The 23,358-nt window shown below is 32.9% G+C and carries 17 protein-coding genes, 2 pseudogenes and 1 other annotated feature; of the genes and pseudogenes, 18 read left to right on the forward strand and 1 reads right to left on the reverse strand.

Translation table 11 applies throughout. The annotated features are described in order from the left end of the window. Positions 1–1,221 (reverse strand): tyrosine--tRNA ligase, encoded by a 1,221-nt coding sequence (gene tyrS, locus CRN98_RS10125; RefSeq protein ID WP_097027300.1) that lies wholly within the window; start codon positions 1,219–1,221, stop codon positions 1–3. A 58-nt stretch (positions 1,222–1,279) separates the two neighbouring features. After that, positions 1,280–1,540, reverse strand: a binding site (T-box leader). A gap of 214 nt (positions 1,541–1,754) precedes the next feature. Between tyrS and CRN98_RS10130 the strand changes: the two genes are divergently transcribed. The 18 genes and pseudogenes from CRN98_RS10130 to CRN98_RS10215 all read left to right on the forward strand — a co-directional run. Further along, complete coding sequence (locus CRN98_RS10130) at positions 1,755–2,360, forward strand: metal-dependent hydrolase (protein WP_097027301.1); 606 nt, start codon at positions 1,755–1,757, stop codon at positions 2,358–2,360. Between the two features lie 11 nt (positions 2,361–2,371). Beyond that, on the forward strand, positions 2,372–4,240 hold the full coding sequence (gene uvrC, locus CRN98_RS10135; protein WP_097027302.1) for an excinuclease ABC subunit UvrC: 1,869 nt from the start codon (positions 2,372–2,374) through the stop codon (positions 4,238–4,240). A 217-nt stretch (positions 4,241–4,457) separates the two neighbouring features. Beyond that, entirely contained in the window at positions 4,458–5,375 is a 918-nt protein-coding gene (murB, locus tag CRN98_RS10140; protein WP_097027303.1) for a UDP-N-acetylmuramate dehydrogenase, read from the forward strand. A 244-nt stretch (positions 5,376–5,619) separates the two neighbouring features. Beyond that, a complete protein-coding gene (gene rapZ / locus CRN98_RS10145; protein ID WP_097027304.1) occupies positions 5,620–6,504 on the forward strand; it encodes an RNase adapter RapZ in 885 nt (294 codons plus the stop codon). Continuing rightward, complete coding sequence (locus tag CRN98_RS10150; RefSeq protein ID WP_097027305.1) at positions 6,501–7,835, forward strand: gluconeogenesis factor YvcK family protein; 1,335 nt, start codon at positions 6,501–6,503, stop codon at positions 7,833–7,835. The genes rapZ and CRN98_RS10150 overlap by 4 nt, the downstream gene beginning before the upstream one ends. 5 nt (positions 7,836–7,840) lie before the next feature. Next, positions 7,841–8,794, forward strand: a complete 954-nt coding sequence (whiA, locus tag CRN98_RS10155; protein WP_097027306.1) for a DNA-binding protein WhiA — start codon at positions 7,841–7,843, stop codon at positions 8,792–8,794. A gap of 1 nt (position 8,795) precedes the next feature. Continuing rightward, positions 8,796–10,124 (forward strand): DRTGG domain-containing protein, encoded by a 1,329-nt coding sequence (locus CRN98_RS10160; protein ID WP_097027307.1) that lies wholly within the window; start codon positions 8,796–8,798, stop codon positions 10,122–10,124. A 44-nt stretch (positions 10,125–10,168) separates the two neighbouring features. Continuing rightward, positions 10,169–11,344 (forward strand): annotated as a pseudogene (dnaE, locus tag CRN98_RS10165) (DNA polymerase III subunit alpha); the annotation flags it as partial. A gap of 421 nt (positions 11,345–11,765) precedes the next feature. Continuing rightward, entirely contained in the window at positions 11,766–12,593 is an 828-nt protein-coding gene (locus CRN98_RS10170; protein WP_097027309.1) for an LAGLIDADG family homing endonuclease, read from the forward strand. A 340-nt stretch (positions 12,594–12,933) separates the two neighbouring features. Continuing rightward, a pseudogene (gene dnaE / locus CRN98_RS10175) lies at positions 12,934–15,231 on the forward strand (DNA polymerase III subunit alpha); the annotation flags it as partial. A gap of 268 nt (positions 15,232–15,499) precedes the next feature. Beyond that, on the forward strand, positions 15,500–16,459 hold the full coding sequence (gene pfkA, locus CRN98_RS10180; protein WP_097027310.1) for a 6-phosphofructokinase: 960 nt from the start codon (positions 15,500–15,502) through the stop codon (positions 16,457–16,459). A 77-nt stretch (positions 16,460–16,536) separates the two neighbouring features. Next, positions 16,537–18,294 carry a pyruvate kinase gene (pyk, locus tag CRN98_RS10185; protein WP_097027311.1) on the forward strand — a complete coding sequence of 586 codons (1,758 nt, stop codon included), beginning with the start codon at positions 16,537–16,539 and terminating at the stop codon, positions 18,292–18,294. 124 nt (positions 18,295–18,418) lie between these two features. Then, positions 18,419–19,429, forward strand: coding sequence for an aldo/keto reductase (locus CRN98_RS10190; RefSeq protein ID WP_097027312.1), 1,011 nt, complete (start codon positions 18,419–18,421; stop codon positions 19,427–19,429). 257 nt (positions 19,430–19,686) lie between these two features. Further along, complete coding sequence (locus CRN98_RS10195; protein ID WP_341455810.1) at positions 19,687–20,175, forward strand: GNAT family N-acetyltransferase; 489 nt, start codon at positions 19,687–19,689, stop codon at positions 20,173–20,175. Position 20,176: 1 nt separating this feature from the next. Then, complete coding sequence (locus CRN98_RS10200) at positions 20,177–20,860, forward strand: DUF554 domain-containing protein (protein WP_097027313.1); 684 nt, start codon at positions 20,177–20,179, stop codon at positions 20,858–20,860. Between the two features lie 169 nt (positions 20,861–21,029). Beyond that, positions 21,030–22,403 (forward strand): 23S rRNA (uracil(1939)-C(5))-methyltransferase RlmD, encoded by a 1,374-nt coding sequence (rlmD, locus tag CRN98_RS10205; RefSeq protein WP_097027314.1) that lies wholly within the window; start codon positions 21,030–21,032, stop codon positions 22,401–22,403. A 432-nt stretch (positions 22,404–22,835) separates the two neighbouring features. Next, the gene (locus CRN98_RS10210; RefSeq protein WP_097027315.1) at positions 22,836–23,030 is read left to right on the forward strand and encodes a helix-turn-helix domain-containing protein; all 195 of its coding nucleotides are present in this window, start codon (positions 22,836–22,838) and stop codon (positions 23,028–23,030) included. Continuing rightward, positions 23,027–23,358: response regulator transcription factor (locus CRN98_RS10215; protein ID WP_143331291.1), on the forward strand; the 332-nt coding region annotated here is incomplete at its 3' end. The genes CRN98_RS10210 and CRN98_RS10215, both read left to right, overlap by 4 nt.

The following is a 23,358-nucleotide window of genomic DNA, read 5'->3' on the forward strand; positions in this document are numbered from 1 at the left end:
CTATATTTTTATTTTAACAAACTTAGATTTCCCAATTTGAATAATAAAACTGTCATGTGGATTTGGCATTGTAAATGAGTTAAATTTTTCTCCATCTATTTTCATAGCATTTTGAGTAATAAGACGTCTGGCTTCACTATTGCTTTTAGCAAGTCCACTTTGTACTATAATTTTTATTAGATCAATTTGATCATTGTCTGTAATATAATCAAGGATTAAATTAAGTTCATCTATATCATCAGGGATTAGATTTTTTTGAAACACAGTCTTAAAGTGCTCTTCAGCAATTTCTGCTTCCTTTGCTCCACAATATAAGCATGTGATCTCTTTTGCAAGTCTCATCTTAACATCACGAGGATTAATTTCTGGGTTGTTAAGCTCCACCTTAATTAATTCAATTTCATCTGGATGAATATCAGTTGCAAGTTCAAAGTATTTAATAATAAGGCTATCTGGAATAGTCATGGTCTTTTGATAAATTTCAACCGCATTTTCATATATACCGATATAGTTACCAAGACTCTTACTCATCTTTTCAATTCCATCTGTACCCTCAAGTAAAGGCATAAATAGTGCTATTTGACTATCCTGACCATAATCCTTTTGCAGGGTACGGCCCATAAGAATATTAAAAGTTTGATCTGTACCACCCATTTCAATATCTGCCTTTAATTCTACAGAGTCATATGCTTGCATCAATGGATAGAAAAATTCGTGAAGTCCAATAGGTTCATTATTTTTATATCTCTTTTCAAAATCATCTCTTTCAAGTATTCTTGCAACGGTAACTTTACCTGCAAGCTTTAGTACGTCTTCGAAATTTAGCTTTGACAACCATTCGCTATTAAACCTAAGGTCAGTTTTTTCTTGATCAAGTATTTTAAAAATCTGCTGCTTGTAAGTTCTTGCATTTTCAAGTACCTGTTCAGTGGTTAATGGTTTACGTGTTTTGCTTTTGCCTGATGGATCACCAATTCTACCTGTAAAATCTCCAATTATAATTACTGCACGATGACCTAAGTCTTGCATTTGCTTAATTTTGCGAAGTACAACAGCATGACCTAAATGTATATCTGGAGCAGAAGGGTCAAGGCCTAGCTTAACTATAAGAGGGGTGCTTGTTGTAATACTTTTTTCTAGTTTTTGCATTAAATTTTCTTCACTGACAACCTGATTTACTCCTTTCATAATAATCTTAAACTGTTCCTGTGCATTTTTCATTATTTTCATCCTTTCTAATATAAATCTACATATAAAAAACTCCCGTTCTCTGCTTTATGCAGAGGACGGGAGAATTGCTCACGTGTTACCACCTCAATTTTATTTACACATCGCTGTGTAAACCTCATCGGGTACGGCACAAAAGTGCTTATACCTTAGCGATGTAACGGTCGCACCCGGCAACAGCCTACTAAGATATAAAATCTTTTCAGTGTGCCACTCAGAGATGTATTCAAAATCTGTTTTCTGCACCTCTCATCACCCGGTAGCTTTCTGTTGAAAACGTATGATTTTTACTTCTTCTCGTCGCAGTTTTATTGTATGGTTGCTAGTTTAGCACCAGTATAATAAAATGTCAATACGCAACTTGAAAATATAGGAAACGATTAATGATTATTAACTGTTGAATAGTAACTATTCAATATAAATCTTCTATGTTCGCTATTAATTATTATTGTGTTTATGTATAATAGGGTTAAAATAAGCAAAAAAATAAATAGTTTAAAGTCATAGAAACTTAGAGAGGATAATTTATGAAAGGAAAGACACATGCAGGTGTAGGTATAGTTACTTATTTGCTACTTTATAATAGATTGCCTGATAAGGTGAGTTTGACTGGATTAGCTGTAGTAACATTTGCATCACTGCTTCCAGATATAGATCACCCTAAAAGTATAATTAATCAATATATACTTCCATTTAAAAACAAGATGACTAAAGTTGTATTATATGCTTGCAGCGGCATTATATTTTTATGGTATAGTTTTTCATATGATAAAGAACCTTACATAAAAACAATAGGAATATTTTTAATTTTAATAGCTGTTTCATCTCACAGAAAAGGGCTTACTCATAGTCTTATGGGAATGATATTATTTGCATTTCAAATATCATATATAGGAAATGTATATGAAATAAGAAACTTAATTTATTACTTCATGCTAGGGTATGGTCTTCATCTACTTTGTGATATGGCGACAAATAGGGGGATACCACTTTTATACCCTTTTAAGGAAAAAAACATTAAGCTTCCAGTTACATTTAAAACCAATTCTTTTATAGGAAATTTCATAGAAACCTTAATAATTGTAGCAGGACTTTTATATGTGATATATAGTTTCCCAAGTATATTTTCTTAGGTGGTGATAAAGTGTTTGATTTTGAATATCATTTAAAGGGATTACCAGATAAACCTGGAGTGTATATAATGAAAAATGCTTTAGGCGAAGTTATTTATGTAGGAAAGGCAAAGGTACTTAAAAACCGAGTAAGGCAGTATTTTCAAAGCTCACGCAATCATTCAGAAAAAGTAAAGGCTATGGTTAAAAACATAGCAGAATTTGAATATATAGTTACGGACTCAGAAATGGAAGCACTTATATTAGAATGCAACTTAATAAAAAAGCACAGACCGCGCTATAATATATTGCTTAAAGATGATAAAAGTTATCCATCTATAAAGGTAACAACTACGGAAGATTTTCCAAGGGTATTTGTAACAAGAAATGTCATAAAGGATGGAGCAAAATATTTCGGACCTTATACTGATGTATCAGCAGTTTATGAAACATTAGAGCTGATAAAAAATATATTTCCTATAAGAACTTGCAAAAGAGTTATAAAAGAAGAAGATAAAGAAAGTGCAAGACCTTGTTTAAATTATCATATAGGCCTTTGTAAAGGACCTTGCGCAAAGCTTGTAAGTAAGGAAGAGTATAAAAATATAATAAGTGATATTGTAAGTCTTCTTTCTGGAAAGTCTGCGGATATCTTAAGAGACTTAGAATTTAAAATGGAAGAGGCAGCAGAAAGTCTGCAATTTGAAAAGGCAGCAGCCATTAGAGATAAAATAAATGCCATAAAAAAGATAACAGAAAAGCAAAAGATTATAACTTCTAACTTTGAAAATGAGGATTTCATAAGTCTTTACAAAGATGAAAAGGACGTATGTGTTCAGGTATTTTTCTTAAGGGAAGGGAAAATAGTTGGAAGAGAACACTTTATTATAGAAAATTCAGCGGATATGGAAGATAAAGAAATAATAGCTGATTTTATAAAAAGCTTTTATGGGGCAGCAGCATTTATACCTAAGTCCATATATGTAGAAGATATTAATGAACAAGAGCTATTAGAACAGTGGCTTACTATGAAGCGTGGTTCTAAGGTTTGGATTAAAGTTCCTCAAAGAGGAGATAAAAGAGATACTTTAGATATGGTTCGAAGAAATGCAAAGATAACATTAGAACAATTTAAAATTAAAATACTTCAGGATAAAGAACTTTATGAAGTAGCTTTAAGGGAACTTAGTGAAATGCTAAATTTAGAGGATATTCCAAAGAGGATAGAAGCCTATGATATTTCAAATATACAAGGTGTGGACTCGGTTGGAAGCATGGTAGTTTTTGAAGATGGCAAATCCAAAAATAGTGATTATAGAAGATTTAAGATAAATAGCGTAGTTGGAGCAAATGATTATGAAAGTATGAGGGAAATTCTTACAAGAAGGTTTCAACATGGACTAGATGAGATAAAGGCAATAAGTGAAAAAAATCTTCAGGTAAGTTCAGGAAAGTTTTGTATTTTCCCAGATCTAATACTTATGGATGGTGGAAAAGGACAGGTAAATATAGCCTTGGAAGTATTAAGAAGCTTTAAGATAGATATTCCTATCTGTGGTATGGTAAAGGATGATAAACACAGTACAAGAGGTCTTATATATAATAATGAAGAACTTCCTATTAAAAAGCATTCTAATATAATGAGGCTTATTACAAGAATTCAAGATGAAGTTCATAGATTTGCGATAACTTATCATAGGTCTTTGAGAAATAAAACAGCATTTCATTCTATATTAGATGATATACCAGGGGTTGGAGAAAGAAGAAGAAAGGAATTATTAAAGAAATTTGGCGGCATAGAAGGCATAAAAAAGGCAAGTTATGAGGAAATTTTAGAAACTCCATCTATAGATAAAAAATCTGCAGAAAATATAGTGGAATTTTTTAAAGGTAAAGCATAGTATAATTAATAGTTAATAATTAACAATTAATAGTTAATGGACAATAGCTTATGATTAATATTCAATAAATTTGGATAAAATTCAGATACCTTCACTTCCATATTAATGACTTATTTCCACCTAATTCATTATTAATTGACTTTATAAATATTGATTAACTCTTATTTATCCTTTATACTTATTTATGTATTAATTTTGATGTTAAGGAGAATATACTATGAGCTGTTATAAAGAATTTGCTATAAAATTGTACGATATTCTAGGTGAAGAAAATGTAAAAATAGATGAACCAATGAAAGCACATACATCTTTTAGAGTTGGAGGTCCAGCGGATATCTTAGTAACTCCAAAGGATTATTCCCATATACAATACTTAATAAAACATTGTAATGAAAATCATATACCATATTTTATTATAGGAAATGGCTCTAATCTTCTTGTAAGAGATGGTGGGATAAGGGGAGTTGTTATAAAGCTTACAAGACTTGACAAAATCAGCGTAAGTGGCAATAACGTAATAGTAGAGGCCGGTGCATCACTTTCTAAGACTTCTAAGGCAGCAGCAGATGCGTGTCTTGCAGGATTTGAATTTGCAATTGGGATACCTGGAAGTGTAGGGGGAGCACTTACCATGAATGCAGGTGCATATAATGGAGAAATATCTCAAATAATTAAAGAAGCACTTGTCATAGATAGGGATGGAGAAATAAAGAAGTTATCTAAGGAAGAATTGGAACTTGGCTACAGAATGAGTGCCATCATTAAATATGGATATACTATACTTGAAGCAACCTTTGAGCTTCAAAATGGTGATTGTGAAAAGATACATGAAAGAATAGATGATTTAACTAGAAGAAGAACAGAGAAACAGCCACTAGAATATCCATCTGCAGGAAGCACCTTTAAGAGACCTGAGGGTTACTTTGCAGCAAAGCTAATAGAGGATAGTGGATTAAAGGGGATAAACATAGGTGATGCAGAAGTCTCAGCAAAACATTCAGGATTCATTATAAACAAGGGAAATGCAAATGCTGAGGACATTTTAAACTTAATTAAAAAGGTTCAAGAAACAGTAAAAGAAAATTTCAACGTTGATCTTCATACAGAAGTTATGATAGTAGGCGAAGAGAAATAATATTAAATTTAAAGGTTAAGGATAAAGTACATATGTATATATCCTTAACTTTTATTTTTAACAAATATTAATACATATTGTTACCAATTAATAATAATTATTTCAGATAAAATTTCCATGTTAAATTCAAAGTTGAAAACTCATAATTGGTAATTGAAATATGTTATAATAAAATAATAAAAGATCCCAATAAATCACGAAGCGTAATCAAAGATTTCTATAAATGATGCAAGGAGGGTTAGAAATGAGATTTGTAATTGTAACAGGAATGTCCGGTGCAGGAAAAACTCAAGCTATTAGAAATTTAGAGGACCTAGGGTACTTTTGTATAGATAACTTGCCACCTACCCTCATACCTAAGTTTGCAGAAGTCTGCTATGAGGCCAGAGGGAAGATAGATAAAATTGCATTAGTAATGGATATAAGAGGTGGCGAGTTCTTCCACGACTTATTTCACAGTTTAAATTATTTAAAGAGTGAAAATTATAAATATGAAATTTTATTTTTAGATGCTTCGGATGAGGTATTAGTAAAAAGATTTAAAGAGTGCAGAAGAAAGCATCCTTTGGCACCAGAAGGTAGAATTTTAAATGGAATAGTGGAGGAAAGAAAGAGACTTAGAGAGGTAAAGGATAACGCAGATAATATAATAGATACCTCCAATTTTACAAACATGGTATTAAGAGAAGAAATAACAAGGGTTTATGGAGAAGAAGGGCAGCTAGAAACTCAACTTATGATTACAGTGCTTTCCTTTGGCTTTAAATATGGAATCCCAGTAGATTCCGACTTAGTATTTGATGTTAGATTTCTTCCTAATCCATTTTACATACCAGAGCTTAAGGAATTTTCAGGGAATGATACTCCTGTGGTGGAATATGTTATGGGATATAATGAAACTAAAAACTTTATTGATAAACTACAGGATATGTTAAACTTTTTAATACCAAATTATCAAAGAGAGGGAAAAAGACAACTTATTGTATCAATAGGCTGCACTGGTGGAAGACATCGATCAGTTGCCATTGCAAATGCCATATATGGAAAGCTTAAGGAAGATGGGCACAAGGTTACTATAGACCACAGGGATATAAATGAAGATATTAATAAGGGTGGTAAAAAGGTATGAAAATACTAGATTGGCTTAGACCAGGAATTAAGGTAAAAAGATGGATATTACTTGGGGCCATGGGAATACTTTTTATTGCATTTGCTCTTTTAGAGTTTGTAAGGCATAGATTATATAGCTTTTACTATATGGCTTTTTATGTGTTTTTAATTGCACTGGGGCTATTTGTGCTATATATGTCTGTAACTCAAGGAATGCGATCAATTATTGCACTTATAAATAAAGGTTATTTAAATGTGTCTTTAGACTCGAAAAAATTAGAAACCTTAATATATGAAAAAAGATTATTAGTAAAGGGACCAAAGATAGTTGCAATAGGAGGAGGAACAGGACTTTCTACAATGCTTAGAGGGCTAAAATATTACACCTCTAATATAACTGCAATAGTTACTGTTGCAGATGATGGAGGAGGCTCTGGAGACTTAAGAGAGGATCTTGGAATACTGCCTCCAGGGGATATAAGAAACTGTATTTTGGCGCTATCTGATACAGAGCCTTTAATGGAAGAATTACTTCAATATAGATTTAAAGATGGAAGACTCAAAAATCAAAGTTTTGGGAATTTGTTTTTGGCTGCCATGGACGGTATATCAACTAATTTTGAAGAAGCAGTTCAAAAGATGAGTTCGGTTCTTGCAGTAACAGGGAAAGTTATCCCTGTTACTTTAGAAAATGTGGTGTTAAAGGCTGAACTTCAGAATGGAAACATAGTAGAAGGAGAATCTATGATTCCTGAGGAAGCATTAAGTCAAAAGAGTCCAATTCAAAGGGTTTTTATAGAACCTAAAGATGCCAGGGCGCTTAAGGAAGCTGTAAATGCTATAAGAGAAGCAGATGCTATAATACTAGGTCCTGGAAGTCTATATACAAGTGTTATCCCTAATTTACTTATTAAAGATATAAGCTCCGCTCTTAAAAGAACTACTGCTATTAAAATATATGTGTCAAATATAATGACTCAGCCTGGGGAAACTGATAATTATGCTGTAAGCGATCATATTAAATCTATTTTTAGACATGCAGGAGATGAAGTTATTGACTATGTAATAGTAAATAATGGAGGAGTAGAAGAAGGACCTCAAGGAAAATATAAGGAAGAAGAGTCACATATGGTAGATGTGGATATAGATGTGATAAGTTCTATGAATATTAAAAGAATTGATGGAGATTTAATAAATATTAAAAATGGTTTTATAAGACATAACTCTGAAAAGTTAGCATCTATGATAATAGAAACCATAATGGAAAAAACACTGCTGTACGATAAGAAGAAGATTATAGAATACTTCTATTTATCTGAGAGATTAAAAGAAAAAAAGAATAGGGAGTAAAAAATATGTCATTTTCAGCTAAAGTAAAAAACGAAGTATGTAGATATACAAAATTGTCAAAGGAAGAAGCTTTAGCAGAGCTATCGGCAATAATGAGAGCAAGTGGTACATTAACTTTTGGAAGTAATCGAAAGATAAGTTTTAAAATTACCACAGAAAACCCTGCTATTGCAAGAGTTGTTTTTAAGTTACTTAAGGAGTACTTTAATATTCATGCAAAAATAATGATGAAGAGGAGTAATTCTTTTAAAAAAAATAACTTATACATTGTGGTTATAACAGAAGATTCAGATGTTAAAGGAATTTTAACTAGAACAGAAGTTTTAATAGAGGAAGATGGAATGCTTTCTTTAAACTATGGTATTTCTGATGAAATTATATCAGATGATTCTACTAAGAGAGCTTATATAAGAGGAGCCTTTTTAGGAGGGGGAAGTATAAGTAACCCTGAAAAAACCTACCATTTAGAATTTGTTACACACAATGAAGAATATGCAAAAAAACTAAGCGATACAATAAATGTTTACGGACTAAATTCTAAAGTTATACAAAGAAAGAGTAGCTATATAATTTATATAAAAGAAGGAGAACAAATAATAGATCTTCTTAATGTAATTGGAGCACACACATCACTTTTAGAATTAGAAAATGTGCGTATCATGAAAGAAATGAGAAACAACGTAAATAGATTAGTTAATTGTGAAACTGCAAATTTAAGCAAGACTGTAAATGCAGCAGTAAGACAAATAGAAAGCATAAAGCTTATACAAAGGGAAGTAGGACTTCAGAGACTTGCAAAAAACTTAAGAGAAATTGCAGAGGTAAGATTAAAATATCCAGATGAGTCATTAAAAGAATTAGGGGAAATGTTAACTCCGCCTGTGGGCAAATCTGGTGTAAATCACAGACTTCGAAGAATTGAAAAAATTGCGGAAGAATTAAGAAAGGAAGGTAAGTGATATGTCTAAACATAATAAAGTTATAAGTTATATTACTTCCCTTCAAGTGGGAACTAAGATTTCTGTAAGGACTATGGCATCTAATTTAAATATAAGTGAAGGAACTGCATATAAGGGAATCAAGGAATGTGAGGCATTAGGACTTGTAACAACTATTCCAAGAACAGGTACTGTTAGAATAGAAAAGCTTGAAAGAAAAAGCGAACATATGCTAACTTTTGGGGAAGTTGTAAATATAATTAATGGAAATTTAGTTGCAGGCAAGGATGGCATCCATAAAACATTAAATCAATTTGTAATAGGAGCAATGACCCCTGAAGCAATAAGTGAATATATATATGAAGGCTGTATTGTAATTGCAGGAAATAGAGAAATAGTCCATAGATTGGCTTTAGAAAAAGGGTGTGGGGTTATAATAACTGGTGGATTTAAGTGTAGTGAGGATATAAAAGACCTTGCAAATGAATTTAAGCTTCCAGTAATATGTACTCCTTATGATACCTTTACTATAGCTACTATGATAAATAAAGCCATGTCTGAAACTATGGTTAAAAAGGATATTGTATTAGTAAAGGATATTATGGATACACAGTATCCTTTTTTAAAATCCGAAGATAAAATAACAAGGCTTAAAGAACTTACATTAGAGACTTCAGAAGCTCTGTTTCCTGTAGTAAATGATGATATGAAACTAGTAGGAGTTGTAGGATTTGGAAATCTTTCATCTAAAATAGGAGATGAAGAAAAGATTGAGAAAATAATGGATAAGAACTATTTATTCTTAGAAATTGGTGATACTGCGGCATATGCAGCACATTTAATGGAGAGTCAAGCAATAGAGTTTTGTCCAGTAATTTATAATAAAAAACTATTTGGCGTATTAAAAAGGGAGAATATAATAAGAGCTCTCAAGCGCGTAAGTAATCAGACGCAAATGGAAGAAAACTTAGAATCTATAATACTTAAAAAGTTTAAATGTGAAAAACTAGAGGATAAGGTTTGTTTCTCAGGTAAAATTGTACCTGAAATGCTTGATCCTATAGGGACCGCATCCTGGGGAGCATTAAACATGCTCTTAACCACTGTGGGAATGCTTGCAATTAAGGAAAGGGACACCATTAATTTAATTGTTGATAATGTATCTACTTACTTTGTAAAACCACTACAAATGGATGAGAAGGTAGAAATATATACTGAAATAATGGATTATGGAAGAAATTCTTGTAAAATGGTTGGAAGATGCTTTTATAAAGTAGAAGTGGAGATGCATAATGATAAGGGTGATCTAATAGCAAAATGTATGATGTTAGCAAAGATGATACGAAGCTAATTAATAGTTAACAGTGAACAGTTAATTAAGAAAGGAGAGATAGTATGACAGAAGAAATAGCTCTAAGGCCTCGTTGGGTAAGTTTACATCAACATACGGGGTATTCCCTTCTAGATTCTTCAGCAAAAATTTCCAATCTTATAAAAAGAACTAAGGAATTAGGGATGGACAGCATTGCTATAACGGATCATGGAGTGATGTATGGATGCGTAGAATTTTATCAAGAGGCTAAAGAACAAGGAATAAAGCCTATAATAGGCTGTGAGATATATGTAGTACCAAAGTCCATGCATGTAAAGGTAAATGATAAAGAGAATGATATTTATCATTTGGTACTTTTAGTGAAAAATGAAAAGGGCTATGCAAACTTGATGAAGATAGTGTCTAAGGCATCTATAGAGGGATTTTATTACAAGCCAAGAGTTGATCATGAAGTGCTAAGAGAACATAGCGAAGGTCTTATTGCGTTAAGTGCCTGCTTAGGGGGAGAAATACAGGCCTACATATTGCAGGACAATATACAAAAGGCGGAAAAAACAGCATTATTATATAAAGAAATCTTTAAAGATGGATTTTATTTAGAACTTCAATATCATGGTATGAAGGAACAGCTTAAGGTAAACAAAGAGATAATTGAAATGTCAAAAAGGCTTGATATACCATTAGTTGCAACCAACGATGTGCATTATATAAAAAAGGAAGATTACAGGTCTCATGATATACTTCTTTGTATACAGACAGCAAAAACTGTAGATGAAGAAGAGAGAATGAGGTATCCTTCAGATGAATTTTATTTAAAATCTCCTGAAGAAATGTATGAAATCTTTTCTCATGTACCTGAAGCACTAGAAAATGCGGTTAAAATTGCAGAGCAATGTAATTTTGATTATGAGTTTCATAAATCTAAGCTTCCAAACTTTCCACTGCCTGAAGGAACAGACCATTTTGAGTATTTAAAGAATGTGTGCTTAGAAGGCTTGAAGGAAAGATATGAAAATATAAATGAAGAGCTTACTAAGAGACTTGAATATGAGCTTGGAGTTATAAAACAAATGGGGTACGTGGACTACTTCCTAATAGTTTGGGATTTTATAAGGTTTGCAGTAGAAAGTGGCATACCAACGGGACCTGGAAGAGGTAGTGCAGCGGGATCTTTGGTTGCCTATACTTTGGGAATAACAAAGATTGACCCTATTAAGTATAATTTGCTATTTGAGCGTAAAGAGATGCGCTCGTTAAACTGGGTGAATTGCTGGAAGGCTAAACTGTATAATGCAGCATGCTAATCAGCAGCCAAGTCCGTGAATGGCATTAAGTAGCGGAAAGGTTCAGAGACTAGGAGTATGAGCAGCCAAGTAATAATTACTCCCACGAGAGCCCGGTTCAGTAAAATCAGAATATACGTTCGTATAAATTTAAGATATTTGCGCATAATAAGTTATGAAGTAATGCATGAATTTACTGAGATGATATAGTCCAATCTGGGCTGGAATTAACCAGTTGATGAAAATGAGGGAAACCTCCAGAGCACAAGATAAAAAGCTTGTGGATAATAACTAATGTTCTTAAACCCTGAAAGAATAAGCATGCCAGATTAAATATTAACTTTTTAAGCTTCTCTTTTAATAAGGAGATGATCTTTTGAAAAGATTTGAATTGGATAACTATAAAATAGATATTATTAATCTCTATCAAAATCAAGGATTGTCATGTGATAAAATTGCAAAGGTTTATGGAGCTAGTTTATGTGGAATATACGATGCATTAAGAAGGTGGAAGATTCCAACAAGAAACCTAAGTAAAAGCCATAAAATATATAAGATGAATGATAGCTTTTTTAAGATAATTGATACCGAAGATAAGGCTTATTGGCTAGGATTTATTTATGCAGATGGATTTGTTACTATGCCACATAGCTTTGGATTAGCATTAGCTATGAAAGATAAATCTCATTTGGTAAAGCTATTAAAATGTTTAGAAAGTGACTATCCTTTGCATAATTATGAAACAAATAGTGAATATGGCAAGCATCCATACTCTAGATTATTAATAAATAACGAAGAAATTTTTAATGATTTACAGAATAAAGGTGTAAAGCTTAGAAAAACATTAATAATAGAGTTTCCTAGTGAAGAAATTTTACCTAAAAAGTTATATAGGCACTTTATTAGAGGGTATTTTGATGGAGATGGTAGCTTGATTTTATCTGAAGGTTCCATTAATTTTAAAATATGCGGTACTAAGGAATTTTTATATAAGCTTATAGAAATATTTAATAAAGTATCAGCGTATGACTTTAAGTATAAATTATATAAAAGAAATAAAGATACCAAAAATAATTACTATTTAAGTTATGGTGGATTAAGAAAGGTATATTCTATTTTGAGTTATCTATATAAGGATTCAACAATTTTTTTGGAGAGAAAAAGAGATAAATATAAAAAATTAGAAGAGATGTTCTACAGTTAATATTAGTCGTGTACAGTAGAAATACTGTGCTTAAAGAGCCTCGAATTGCGGGAAAGTCCTGAGAGTCCTATAGGCCAAAGCAAAAGATTGAGATTATATCTAAGTGTAATGGCGGTATAACCATAAAAATTATAGGAATTTGAATTAGTCAGGTTCTGCTGGATAACCCGCAGCCAAGCCTTGATGAGAGGAAGGTTCAACGACTAGTGCGAGGGCACGTAGGGATATTTATATCTCGAAGCGGGGCAGCCTAAACCGTTAAGGTCGGTAGGTGAAGATATAGTCTATACCCACTACATTTAGGTAGTGTTAAAGTATCTTGAAAAAGAGGGTAGGATAGATAGATTCTGACTTTTGCTATGAAAGAAGACAAGAAGTAATAGATTATGTAGTTGAAAAGTATGGTAAGGAAAATGTATCTCAAATTGTAACCTTTGGAACCATGGCAGCAAGAGCATGCATCAGAGATGTAGGTAGAGCAATGAGCTATCCTTACTCTGAAGTAGACAGAATAGCTAAAATGATCCCAACTATGCTTAATATAACCATAGATAAAGCTCTAGAGTTAAATCCGGAACTTAGTACAGCTTATGAAGAAGAACCAAGAACTAAGGATCTTATAGATGTGGCAAGGGCGTTGGAGGGGCTCCCAAGGCATACCTCTACTCATGCTGCAGGAGTTGTAATAGCTTCAAACCCTTTGGTAACCTATGTGCCACTTCAAAAAAATGAAGGAAACATTGTAACTCAATTTACCATGGGAACTTTAGAAGAGCTTGGACTTTTAAAGATGGATTTCTTGGGTCTTAGAACTTTGACTGTTATGACAGATGCAGTTAACATGATAAAAGAAAACAAGGGAATAGAAATAGATTTAGATAATATAGATTTCGATGATAAAAATGTATACAAGATGCTTGGCGAAGGAAAAACTGTAGGAGCCTTTCAGCTAGAGTCTCCAGGAATGACATCCTTTATGAAGGATTTAAAACCGGATTCTTTTGAGGATATAATAGCTGGAATAAGTCTTTATAGGCCAGGGCCTATGGCAGAAATACCAAGATATGTTGAAAATAAAAGGCATCCCGAAAGTATAGAATATGAAACACCTCAGCTTGAGCACATACTAAAAGTCACCTATGGGGTAATGATTTACCAAGAAGAGGTAATGCAAATAGTTAGGGATTTAGCAGGATACTCTTTGGGACGTGCGGATTTAGTTAGACGTGCTATGTCTAAGAAAAAGCACAAGGTCATGGAAGAAGAACGCAAAAACTTCATATATGGAATTGTAGATGAAGGTGGAAATGTAGAGGTTCCAGGATGTCTAAGAAATGGTATCAGTGAGGAAGCTGCAAATAAAATATTTAATCAAATGATGGACTTCGCGTCATATGCTTTTAATAAATCCCATGCGGCGGCATATGCAGTAGTTGCATATCAAACAGCATATTTGATGAGATATTATCCAACAGAATTTATTGCAGCAATGCTAAACAGTGTAATGGGCAACAATGAAAAAGTAGCCTATTATATAAGATTTGGGAATGAAAGAAGTATAGAAATACTTCCTCCTGATATAAATGAAAGTTACACAAAGTTTACTGTACAGGGAGAACAAATTAGATTTGGAATAGCAGCTATAAAAAATGTAGGTGTAAATGTTATAGAAAATATAGTGAAGGTTAGAAGTGAAAAAGGTAGATTTAAGGATTTACTGGATTTTTGCAACAAGGTAGACCTAGGCGTAATAAATAAAAGAGCAGTGGAAAGTTTAATAAAAGCAGGGGCGTTAGACTCCTTTGGAGTATATCGTTCAAGACTTTTGGCTGTACATGAAAAAGTAATGGATGGAATAAATGGGGATAAGAAAAAGAATATACAAGGTCAAATAAATTTATTTTCAGATTTTGGAGAGCAGGAAATAGACCCAATAGATATAAAATATCCTGAGATAAAAGAATTTGATAAAAAACACTTATTATTTATGGAAAAGGAAATGACAGGATTATATCTTTCAGGGCATCCTTTAGAAGAATATAAGGAAGTTTTAAAGAACAAGACAAGTATTAATATTGGAGAAATAATTTCCTCAGGATCTTTAGAAGAGAGTAATGAGGGAGTACTATTACAGGATAAGAAAGTAAAGGATGGACAAAAGGTTAAAATAGGTGGGATAATTACTTCGGTAAATAAAAAACTTACTAAAAATAACGATATGATGGCTTTTGTGGAAATAGAAGATTTGTATGGAATTATCGAGCTTGTGGTGTTCCCTAAAGTTTTTAATAAGCTTCGACACCTTATAAATGAAGATGCCATGATACTTGTTAGTGGAAGAGTATCTATTAGAGAAGATGAGGCACCTAAAATATTATGTGAAGATATAAGTGATCTTTCAGGTAGCAGCATTGAAAAAATATACATTAGAATAGATACAGAAGAAGAACTTCAACCTAGCTTGAAGCAGCTAAAGATAATATGTCCGAGTTACAAAGGAAGTATTCCAATATACTTATATGTAAAAAGCATTAATAAGGCCTTTGTAATGAATAAAGAACTTTGGGTAAATGGGGAAAAAGAACTTCTTACGTTTTTAAAAAATCAATTTGCCATAGAAAATGTTAAAGTAGTATAAAGTCTAATAATAATAAGCAAAATATTAAGAGGGAATTAGCCCATAATATTTTGCTTATTATTATATATATTTGCTAGGAAAACATTGCATAAAAGTCATAATTTTATTAAAATTAGTTATAGATAGTACAATGTGTTTTTAATATAAAGATGGCGGGACATAAAGTGTCCAAGCGGTTTAAAAAATGTTATTGTGGATATAATTTAAATAGAAACAATAACAGTCAAAAATTAATTCTTATTGTAAATTTGACTACGGAGGTATTGTTATGAAAAAGATTGCTGTTTTAACCAGTGGTGGAGATGCACCTGGCATGAATGCTGCAATAAGGGCAGTGGTAAGAACAGGTTTAGATAAAGGTTTATCCGTAATGGGAATACAAAGAGGATTTAGCGGTCTTATAAATGGAGAAATTTTCGAAATGGATAGAAGAAGTGTGGCAGATATCATACATAGAGGTGGGACCATACTTAGAACTGCTAGATCAGAAGAATTTAGAACTGAAGCGGGACAGAAAAAGGGAGTTGCAATATTAAATGCTTTTGGAATAGATGGATTGGTAGTTATAGGAGGAGATGGTTCTTTTCATGGAGGGCAGGCATTATCAAAGTATGGAATAAAAATGGTGGGTATCCCAGGAACAATTGATAATGATATTGCTTATACAGACTGTACTATAGGTTTTGATACTGCAGTAAATACAGTACTTGATGCTATAAATAAATTAAGAGATACCTCAACTTCTCATGAAAGAGTAAGTATAGTAGAAGTTATGGGAAGAAACTGTGGAGATATAGCACTTTATGCAGGACTTGCAGGAGGGGCAGAAAGTATAATAGTTCCTGAAAAGGGATATGACATAAATTTATTATGCAAAACTATTTTAGAAGGTAAACTCCGAGGGAAAATGCACAATTTAATAATAGTTGCAGAAGGTGTTGGAGGAGCTAATGAAATAGCAAGTAAAATAGAAGAAGTTACAGGTATAGGAGCAAGAGCAACTATCCTTGGACATATACAAAGAGGAGGAAGTCCAACTGCAAATGATAGAATATTAGCTTCTCGATTAGGTTACAGAGCAGTAGAATTACTACTTGAAGGGAAATCAGCAAGAGTAGTAGGTGTAAAGGATGGGAAAATAATCGATGAAGATATAGATGAAGCTCTTGCTATAAAAAGAAGTTTTGATGAAAAGTTATATAGTATAGCAGAAGCATTATCATATTAAAAATGCTTAAATAATTGATTAATAGGATTTGAAAATTTAGAAGATAAGATTATAGGTTAAAACTGGAGGTAATTTTTATGCAAAAAACTAAAATGGTTTTTACGATAGGTCCTGCAAGCGATAACGAACAGGTGTTATCTGAACTTGTTAAGATTGGAATGAATGCTTCAAGGCATAACTTTTCACATGGTACTCACGATGAACACAAGATAAGAATGGAAATGGTTAGAAATATAAGTAAGAAATTTAATAAAGAAGTTGCAATAATACTTGATACTAAAGGACCAGAAATAAGAACAGGAAACTTTGAAGGTGGGAAATTAGAACTTAAAGAAGGAAATAAGTTTACTGTATATTGTGGGGAAGAGGTATTAGGAGACGAAACTAAGTGCTCAATAACTTATGATAGGCTTTGGGAAGATGTAAAACCAGGGAATATGATTCTTATAGATGATGGTCTTGTAGGGCTTGAAGTTGAATCCACAGAAGGAAATAAAATTCACTGCATAGTAAAAAATAGTGGAATGGTAGGAAACCATAAGGGCGTAAATGTTCCGGGAGTATGCACATCACTTCCTTCCCTTACTGAAAGAGATAAGGAGGACTTGAAGTTTGGATGTGAAATGAACGTGGATATAGTAGCTGCTTCATTTATAAGAAGAGGAGCGGATGTTCTTGCCATAAGAAAGATACTTGAACAAAATGGAGGAGCAGACATTCAAATATTCTCAAAGATAGAAAATCACCAAGGTGTGGAAAATATAGATGAAATAATAAGGCTTTCTGATGGAATAATGGTTGCTAGAGGAGATATGGGAGTTGAAATTCCAATAGAACAAGTACCATTAATTCAAAAGATGATAATAGAAAAATGTAATAAGGCAGGTAAGGCTGTTATAACAGCAACTCAAATGCTTGATTCCATGATAAGAAATCCAAGGCCTACAAGAGCTGAGGCTTCAGACATTGCAAATGCAATATTTGATGGAACTGATGCTATAATGCTTAGTGGAGAAACTGCCAGTGGTAAATATCCTATAGAAGCAGCTGCAACTATGTCAAGAATAGCTCAGGCTACAGAAGCGAAACTGGATCATCAAGCAATATTGAATAAGAAAAAAGAACTACATGTACTTAATGTAGCAAATGCCATAAGCATTGCAACTTGTACTGCATCCTTGGAATTGAGTGCTTCAGCAATAATTACAGCAACACAAAGTGGATATACAGCAAGAATGGTGTCTAAATACAGACCATCTTGTCCTATAATTGCCGTAACACCAAGTGTAAGTGTAGCAAGAAAGCTTTCATTAAACTTTGGAGTATTCCCTATACTTACAAATCAAGTGGGATCTACTGATGAACTTATAGATGCATCTGTAGATATATCTGTAAAATCAGGATATGTTAAAAGTGGTGATTTAGTAGTAATTGCTGCAGGAATACCTGTAAGTTTATCTGGAACAACAAATATGTTAAAGGTTCATGTGGTAGGAGATATACTAGTTCAGGGAAGAGGAGCCGGAAATGTACCTGGATATGGAAATGTAAAAGTAGTAAAAAGTCCAAGAGAAGCAGTTGAATTAGCAGAAAAGGGAGATATCTTAGTAGTTAGAGATTCAGATATAGAGTATATTTCTGTTTTAGATAGAATATCAGGGATCATAACTGAAAAGGGAGGATTAACTTCTCATTTAGCTATCCAATGTATAACAAATGAAGTTCCTATAATCACAGGAGCTGGTGGTGCAACAGAAATATTAAAGAATGGTGCATATATAACAATGGATGTAAAACGTGGAATAGTTTATAATGGAAAAGTAAGCATAGTTTAGAATGAAATAATAATTAACAAGTAATAGATAATGATTATAGGAGAGATTCAGCTGATGCTGAATTTTAACTTAAATTATTATCTATTAATTATTATTTATTCATTAAACAGGAGGGGTTAAGATTTTGAAATACAGAATTTTAGGCGGGACGGGACTTAAGGTATCAGCAGTTGGATTTGGAGGAATACCAATTCAAAAGGTGGATGAAAAAGAAACTGCAAAGCTTTTAGAATATGCAGAGACTAAGGGAATAAATTTTATAGACTCTGCAAGAGGGTATACAATTTCAGAAGAGTTAATAGGAAATGCTCTTAAGGGAAGAAGAGAAAAATGGATTATAGCAACTAAATCCATGGCAAGGGATAAGGAGTCCATGCTTAAGGATGTGGAAATAAGTTTAAAAAACTTGCAAACAAATTATATTGATCTTTATCAATTACACAATGTGAGAACCCAAGAACAATTGGATAAGGTTTTAAGTGAGGATGGGGCTTACAGTGCTTTATTAGAGTTAAAGAAAAAAGGTATTATAAGACATATAGGGATAACTTCACATAGTTTAGATATGCTTAAAGTAGCTATAGAAACAGGAAAATTTGAAACAATTATGTATCCATATAATATAGTAGAAACTCAAGGAGAAGAAGTCTTTAAGAGAGCTAAAGAATTAAATATTGGTGTAATAGCTATGAAACCTATGGCAGGGGGAGCTCTAACTAAGGGAGACTTAGCAATAAAATTTATACTTTCAAATGAAAGTATAAGTACTGCAATTCCAGGAATGGCTTCTATAAATGAGATAGATATAAATACAGAAGTGGTAAGCAAAGAATATACTTTAACTGAAGATGAAAAAGAAGAAATAAAGAAAATATCAGAAGAACTTGGAACAGAGTTTTGTAGAAGATGCAGCTATTGTGCACCATGTACTGCAGGTATAGATATTCCAAGTATATTTGTACTTCAAGCATATAAAGAAAGATATGGACTTCCAGATTGGGCAGATGATAGATATCAGAGTGCAGAGCGTAGAGCGAAGGACTGCATAGAATGTGGAGTTTGTGAAGAAAGATGTCCCTATGATTTACCTATAAGAGATATGTTAAAAAGAGTAAGAAAGATTTTTAATGAATAAAGAGTGTTTATTTTAAAATTTAAGGTATAAAATAAAAAAACTATTGTATAATAGGTAGATATATGGTTAAAATATATTGATAATAAAAGTAAATTTAGGACAACTGATTCTTTTTTGCACCTCTTAAAGAGGTGCGCTTTTTTTTATATATAAACACGATAAATCCTATTATCTTTAATATTATTTTAACCTAGGGGTTTAATTTAGCATTTCAATAATTTATAATTTAATACAAAGCAAAAAAAGGGGGCATATTTATGGAAATGATTATAAGAAAATTAACAAAAGAGGACAACAAGGACATTGAAAAGATAATAAAGGAATGTCTAATAGAATTTGGGGCGAATAGAGAAGGATTTGCTTGGGCAGATCCTGAATTATCTTATCTCTCTGAGGCTTATAAGGATGAAGATTCAGAATACTGGGTTGCGGAAAGAAATGGGGAAATCATAGGTGGATGTGGAATAGCACCTATGAAGAATCTTGATGGAGTATGCGAGCTTCAAAAAATGTACTTTATACAAGAAGCAAGAGGTACAGGTATAGCAGGAAAGATTATAAAAATTGCTTTAGATTTTTCAAAGGAAAGATATGATAAATGCTATCTTGAAACTTTAAATAGCATGGAAGCTGCTAATAAGTTTTATCAAAACAATGGTTTTTATAAACTTGATAGACCCATCATAGAAACAGAACATTTTGGCTGCGATGCATGGTACTTGATGGACTTAAATAAGGAGGCTTAAGATGTTTGGGGTTATAGTAAACTCTTTGGCAGTAGCTGCTGGGGGATTAATAGGAATGCTTATAGGTAAGGGTATTCCAGACAAAATAAAGGAAACAGTATTTACTGGACTAGCTCTTTGTGTAATGCTTATAGGAATTTCAGGAGCAATAAAGGGACAAGATACTATACTGGTTATTCTAAGTATAGTTATAGGGGCTATTATAGGAGAAATCATAGATATTGATTTAAGACTTAGAAAATTAGGAGATAACATACAAAGTAAGTTTGAAGGAAAACATGGTAAGTTCTCTGAAGGATTTGTAGTGTCTACACTTTTAATGTGTATAGGAGCTATGGCTATAGTAGGGCCTCTGGAAAGTGGTCTTACAGGAAATAATAGCACTTTATTTGCTAAATCCGTTATAGATGGATGTTCTGCAATAATATTATCTTCTACATATGGCATAGGTGTAGTATTTACAGGAGTATCAGTATTTATATATCAGGGGTTAATAGCATTATCTGCTTCTCTTATAAAAGGAATATTAGTGGAATCTGTAATAACAAACATTACAGCAGTAGGAAGTTTACTTATATTAGGACTTGGATTTAATATGTTAAATCTTACAAAGATTAAGGTAGCAAATTTACTTCCAGCGGTACTTGTACCATTTGTATATCAGCTTATTTTAGGATGGTTTTAAGTAGAGTTATTTTTATATAATTAAAAAGTACAACCCCTGTAGATAATTTTTATTTAAGTGTAAATATCTACAGGGGTTAATATAATGTAAAATCATATGTGGAGTTTTCTTAATTTAGGTTATAATATAACTATTGTTAAATTAAATATTATATTTTAAGGTGGTAAATATGAAAAAAATTATACCAGTAGAAAAAAATAAAGATTACATAGTAGAAATAAAGGGCATGGGCTATGAAGGTGAAGGAGTAGGGAAAATAGATGATTTTACTATATTTATTCCTGGTGCCATTAAAGGGGAAAAGGTAAATGCTAAAATAGTAAAAGTGAATAAAAACTTTGCCTTTGGTAAACTTTTAAATGTAGCTCAGGAGTCTAATTATAGAACTGAGCCTATATGCGGTATATATAAAAGATGTGGAGGATGTCAGCTTCAACATTTATCCTATGAAGGCCAGCTAGATTTTAAAGGACAAAGAGTTAAGGATGCCATAGAGAGAATAGGTAAGATAAATCCTGAAGTGCTTCCTGTTATAGGTATGGAAAACCCTTATAATTATAGAAATAAGGTTCAACTTCCTGTAGGTGAAGCAAATGGAGAAATAAACATAGGATTTTATGCACTGCGATCTCACGACATAATTAACATGGAAAAGTGTTACATACAAGATGAGATAAGCGAAAAAATAATGACCTTAGTAAAGCAGTGGATGATTACAAATAACATCAAAGCTTATGATGAAAGCACTCATACAGGAGTTTTAAGACATCTTATGATAAGAAAGGGTTTTAAGACTTCAGAGGTGATGGTAGTACTTGTTACAAGGACTAATGAACTTCCACATAAAGATGAAATCATAGAGCTTTTAACTAGTAATATAAAAGAAGTAGTAAGTATTATTCAAAATATAAATTCAGAAAAGACCAATGTTATATTAGGACAAAAATCAAGTACCCTTTGGGGAAAGGATACCATACAAGATTACATAGGAAAGTTTAAGTTTAATATATCCCCATTATCATTTTTTCAAGTTAATCCTGTGCAAACGGAAGTACTTTATAATAAGGCATTAGAATATGCAAATTTAACTGGTGATGAAATAGTTTTTGACGCTTACTGTGGTACTGGAACTATATCACTTTTCTTAGCTCAAAAGGCAAAAAAAGTGTATGGTGTAGAGATAATTCCTGAAGCTATAGGAAATGCATGGGAAAATGCTAAGTTAAATAATGTGGACAATGTGGATTTCCTAGTAGGAAAGTCTGAACAAGTTATACCGGATTTAATAAATAAAGGTATAAAAGCAGATGTCGTGGTAGTGGATCCTCCAAGAAAAGGCTGTGAAAGAGTTCTTTTAGAAGCCATAGCTAAAATTAATCCTAAAAGAATTGTATATGTATCCTGTGATGCAGGAACTTTGGCTAGGGATTTAGCTATTTTAGATGAACTAAATTATAAGACTGAAAAAATACAACCAGTGGATATGTTCCCGCATACGGCTCATGTGGAGTGCGTGGTGTTGATACAACGAGTAGATACGTAGAAATCCTTTGTTTTAGGCACTTTTTCAAACATATCATCTTCACAGGTGAGGGTGATAAAATCAGAAATAAGGTCATTAAAAACTATATCAATGTTTCTGTGGTGGTTGATATAGAGTGTGGGGATACAAGAAAATAAAGATTGAGAATCAAAGGGGTACTGTGAAAATGGTACTCCTTTTCTCTTAATTTAGACGTTCAGAAATGAGCGTCTTTTTTCTTGCCCTAAAATCAGAAAGGAAGTGATAGCCATGCCGCAATCGAAACAACAGGAGCGTCCACCGCCGCAATTATTCTTTAGAAATCCAGCCAGATAAAAACTGGCAAAAATAATCCTTATCCACCGGCTAAGCCGGTGGTCTTGACGTTGTTTTATACCTCAGCTTGTATATTTCCGTCAAAAGAAATATAATAAAATTATGGAGGTGTTATGCGTGGATTATATAACGACAAAAGAAGCAGCGAGAAATTGGGGAATCACAGACAGAATGGTAGTGTACCATTGCTCTGCTGGACGGATTAAGGGAGCTAAAAAAATGGGAAATACATGGCTTGTTCCGATTGACGCTGAAAAACCGGCTGACGGACGATACAGGAGCAGTAAAGTAAAGGATGGTGAAAATAAATGAAACGGATATTTTTGGTTGAGGACGATAAGGCAATCGCCAAAAACCTTGTGCTTCTGCTCCGCTCGGAGGGATTTACAGTCACTCACGCCCCTACGCGGAGTGAAGCCCTTGCCGCCCTTGCCGGGAATAAATTTGACTTGGCGTTGATTGATATTTCTTTGCCTGACGGAAATGGCTTTACGATTTGCACGGAAATCAAAGAAACTCAAGATGTTCCCGTTATCTTTCTGACGGCTTCCGGCGATGAGGCGAGTGTTGTTACCGGGCTGAACATGGGTGCGGACGACTATATCACCAAGCCTTTTCGTCCGCGTGAATTGATTGCGCG

This window comes from Clostridium peptidivorans (assembly GCF_900205925.1).
Lineage (GTDB): Bacteria > Bacillota > Clostridia > Clostridiales > Clostridiaceae > Clostridium_AK > Clostridium_AK peptidivorans.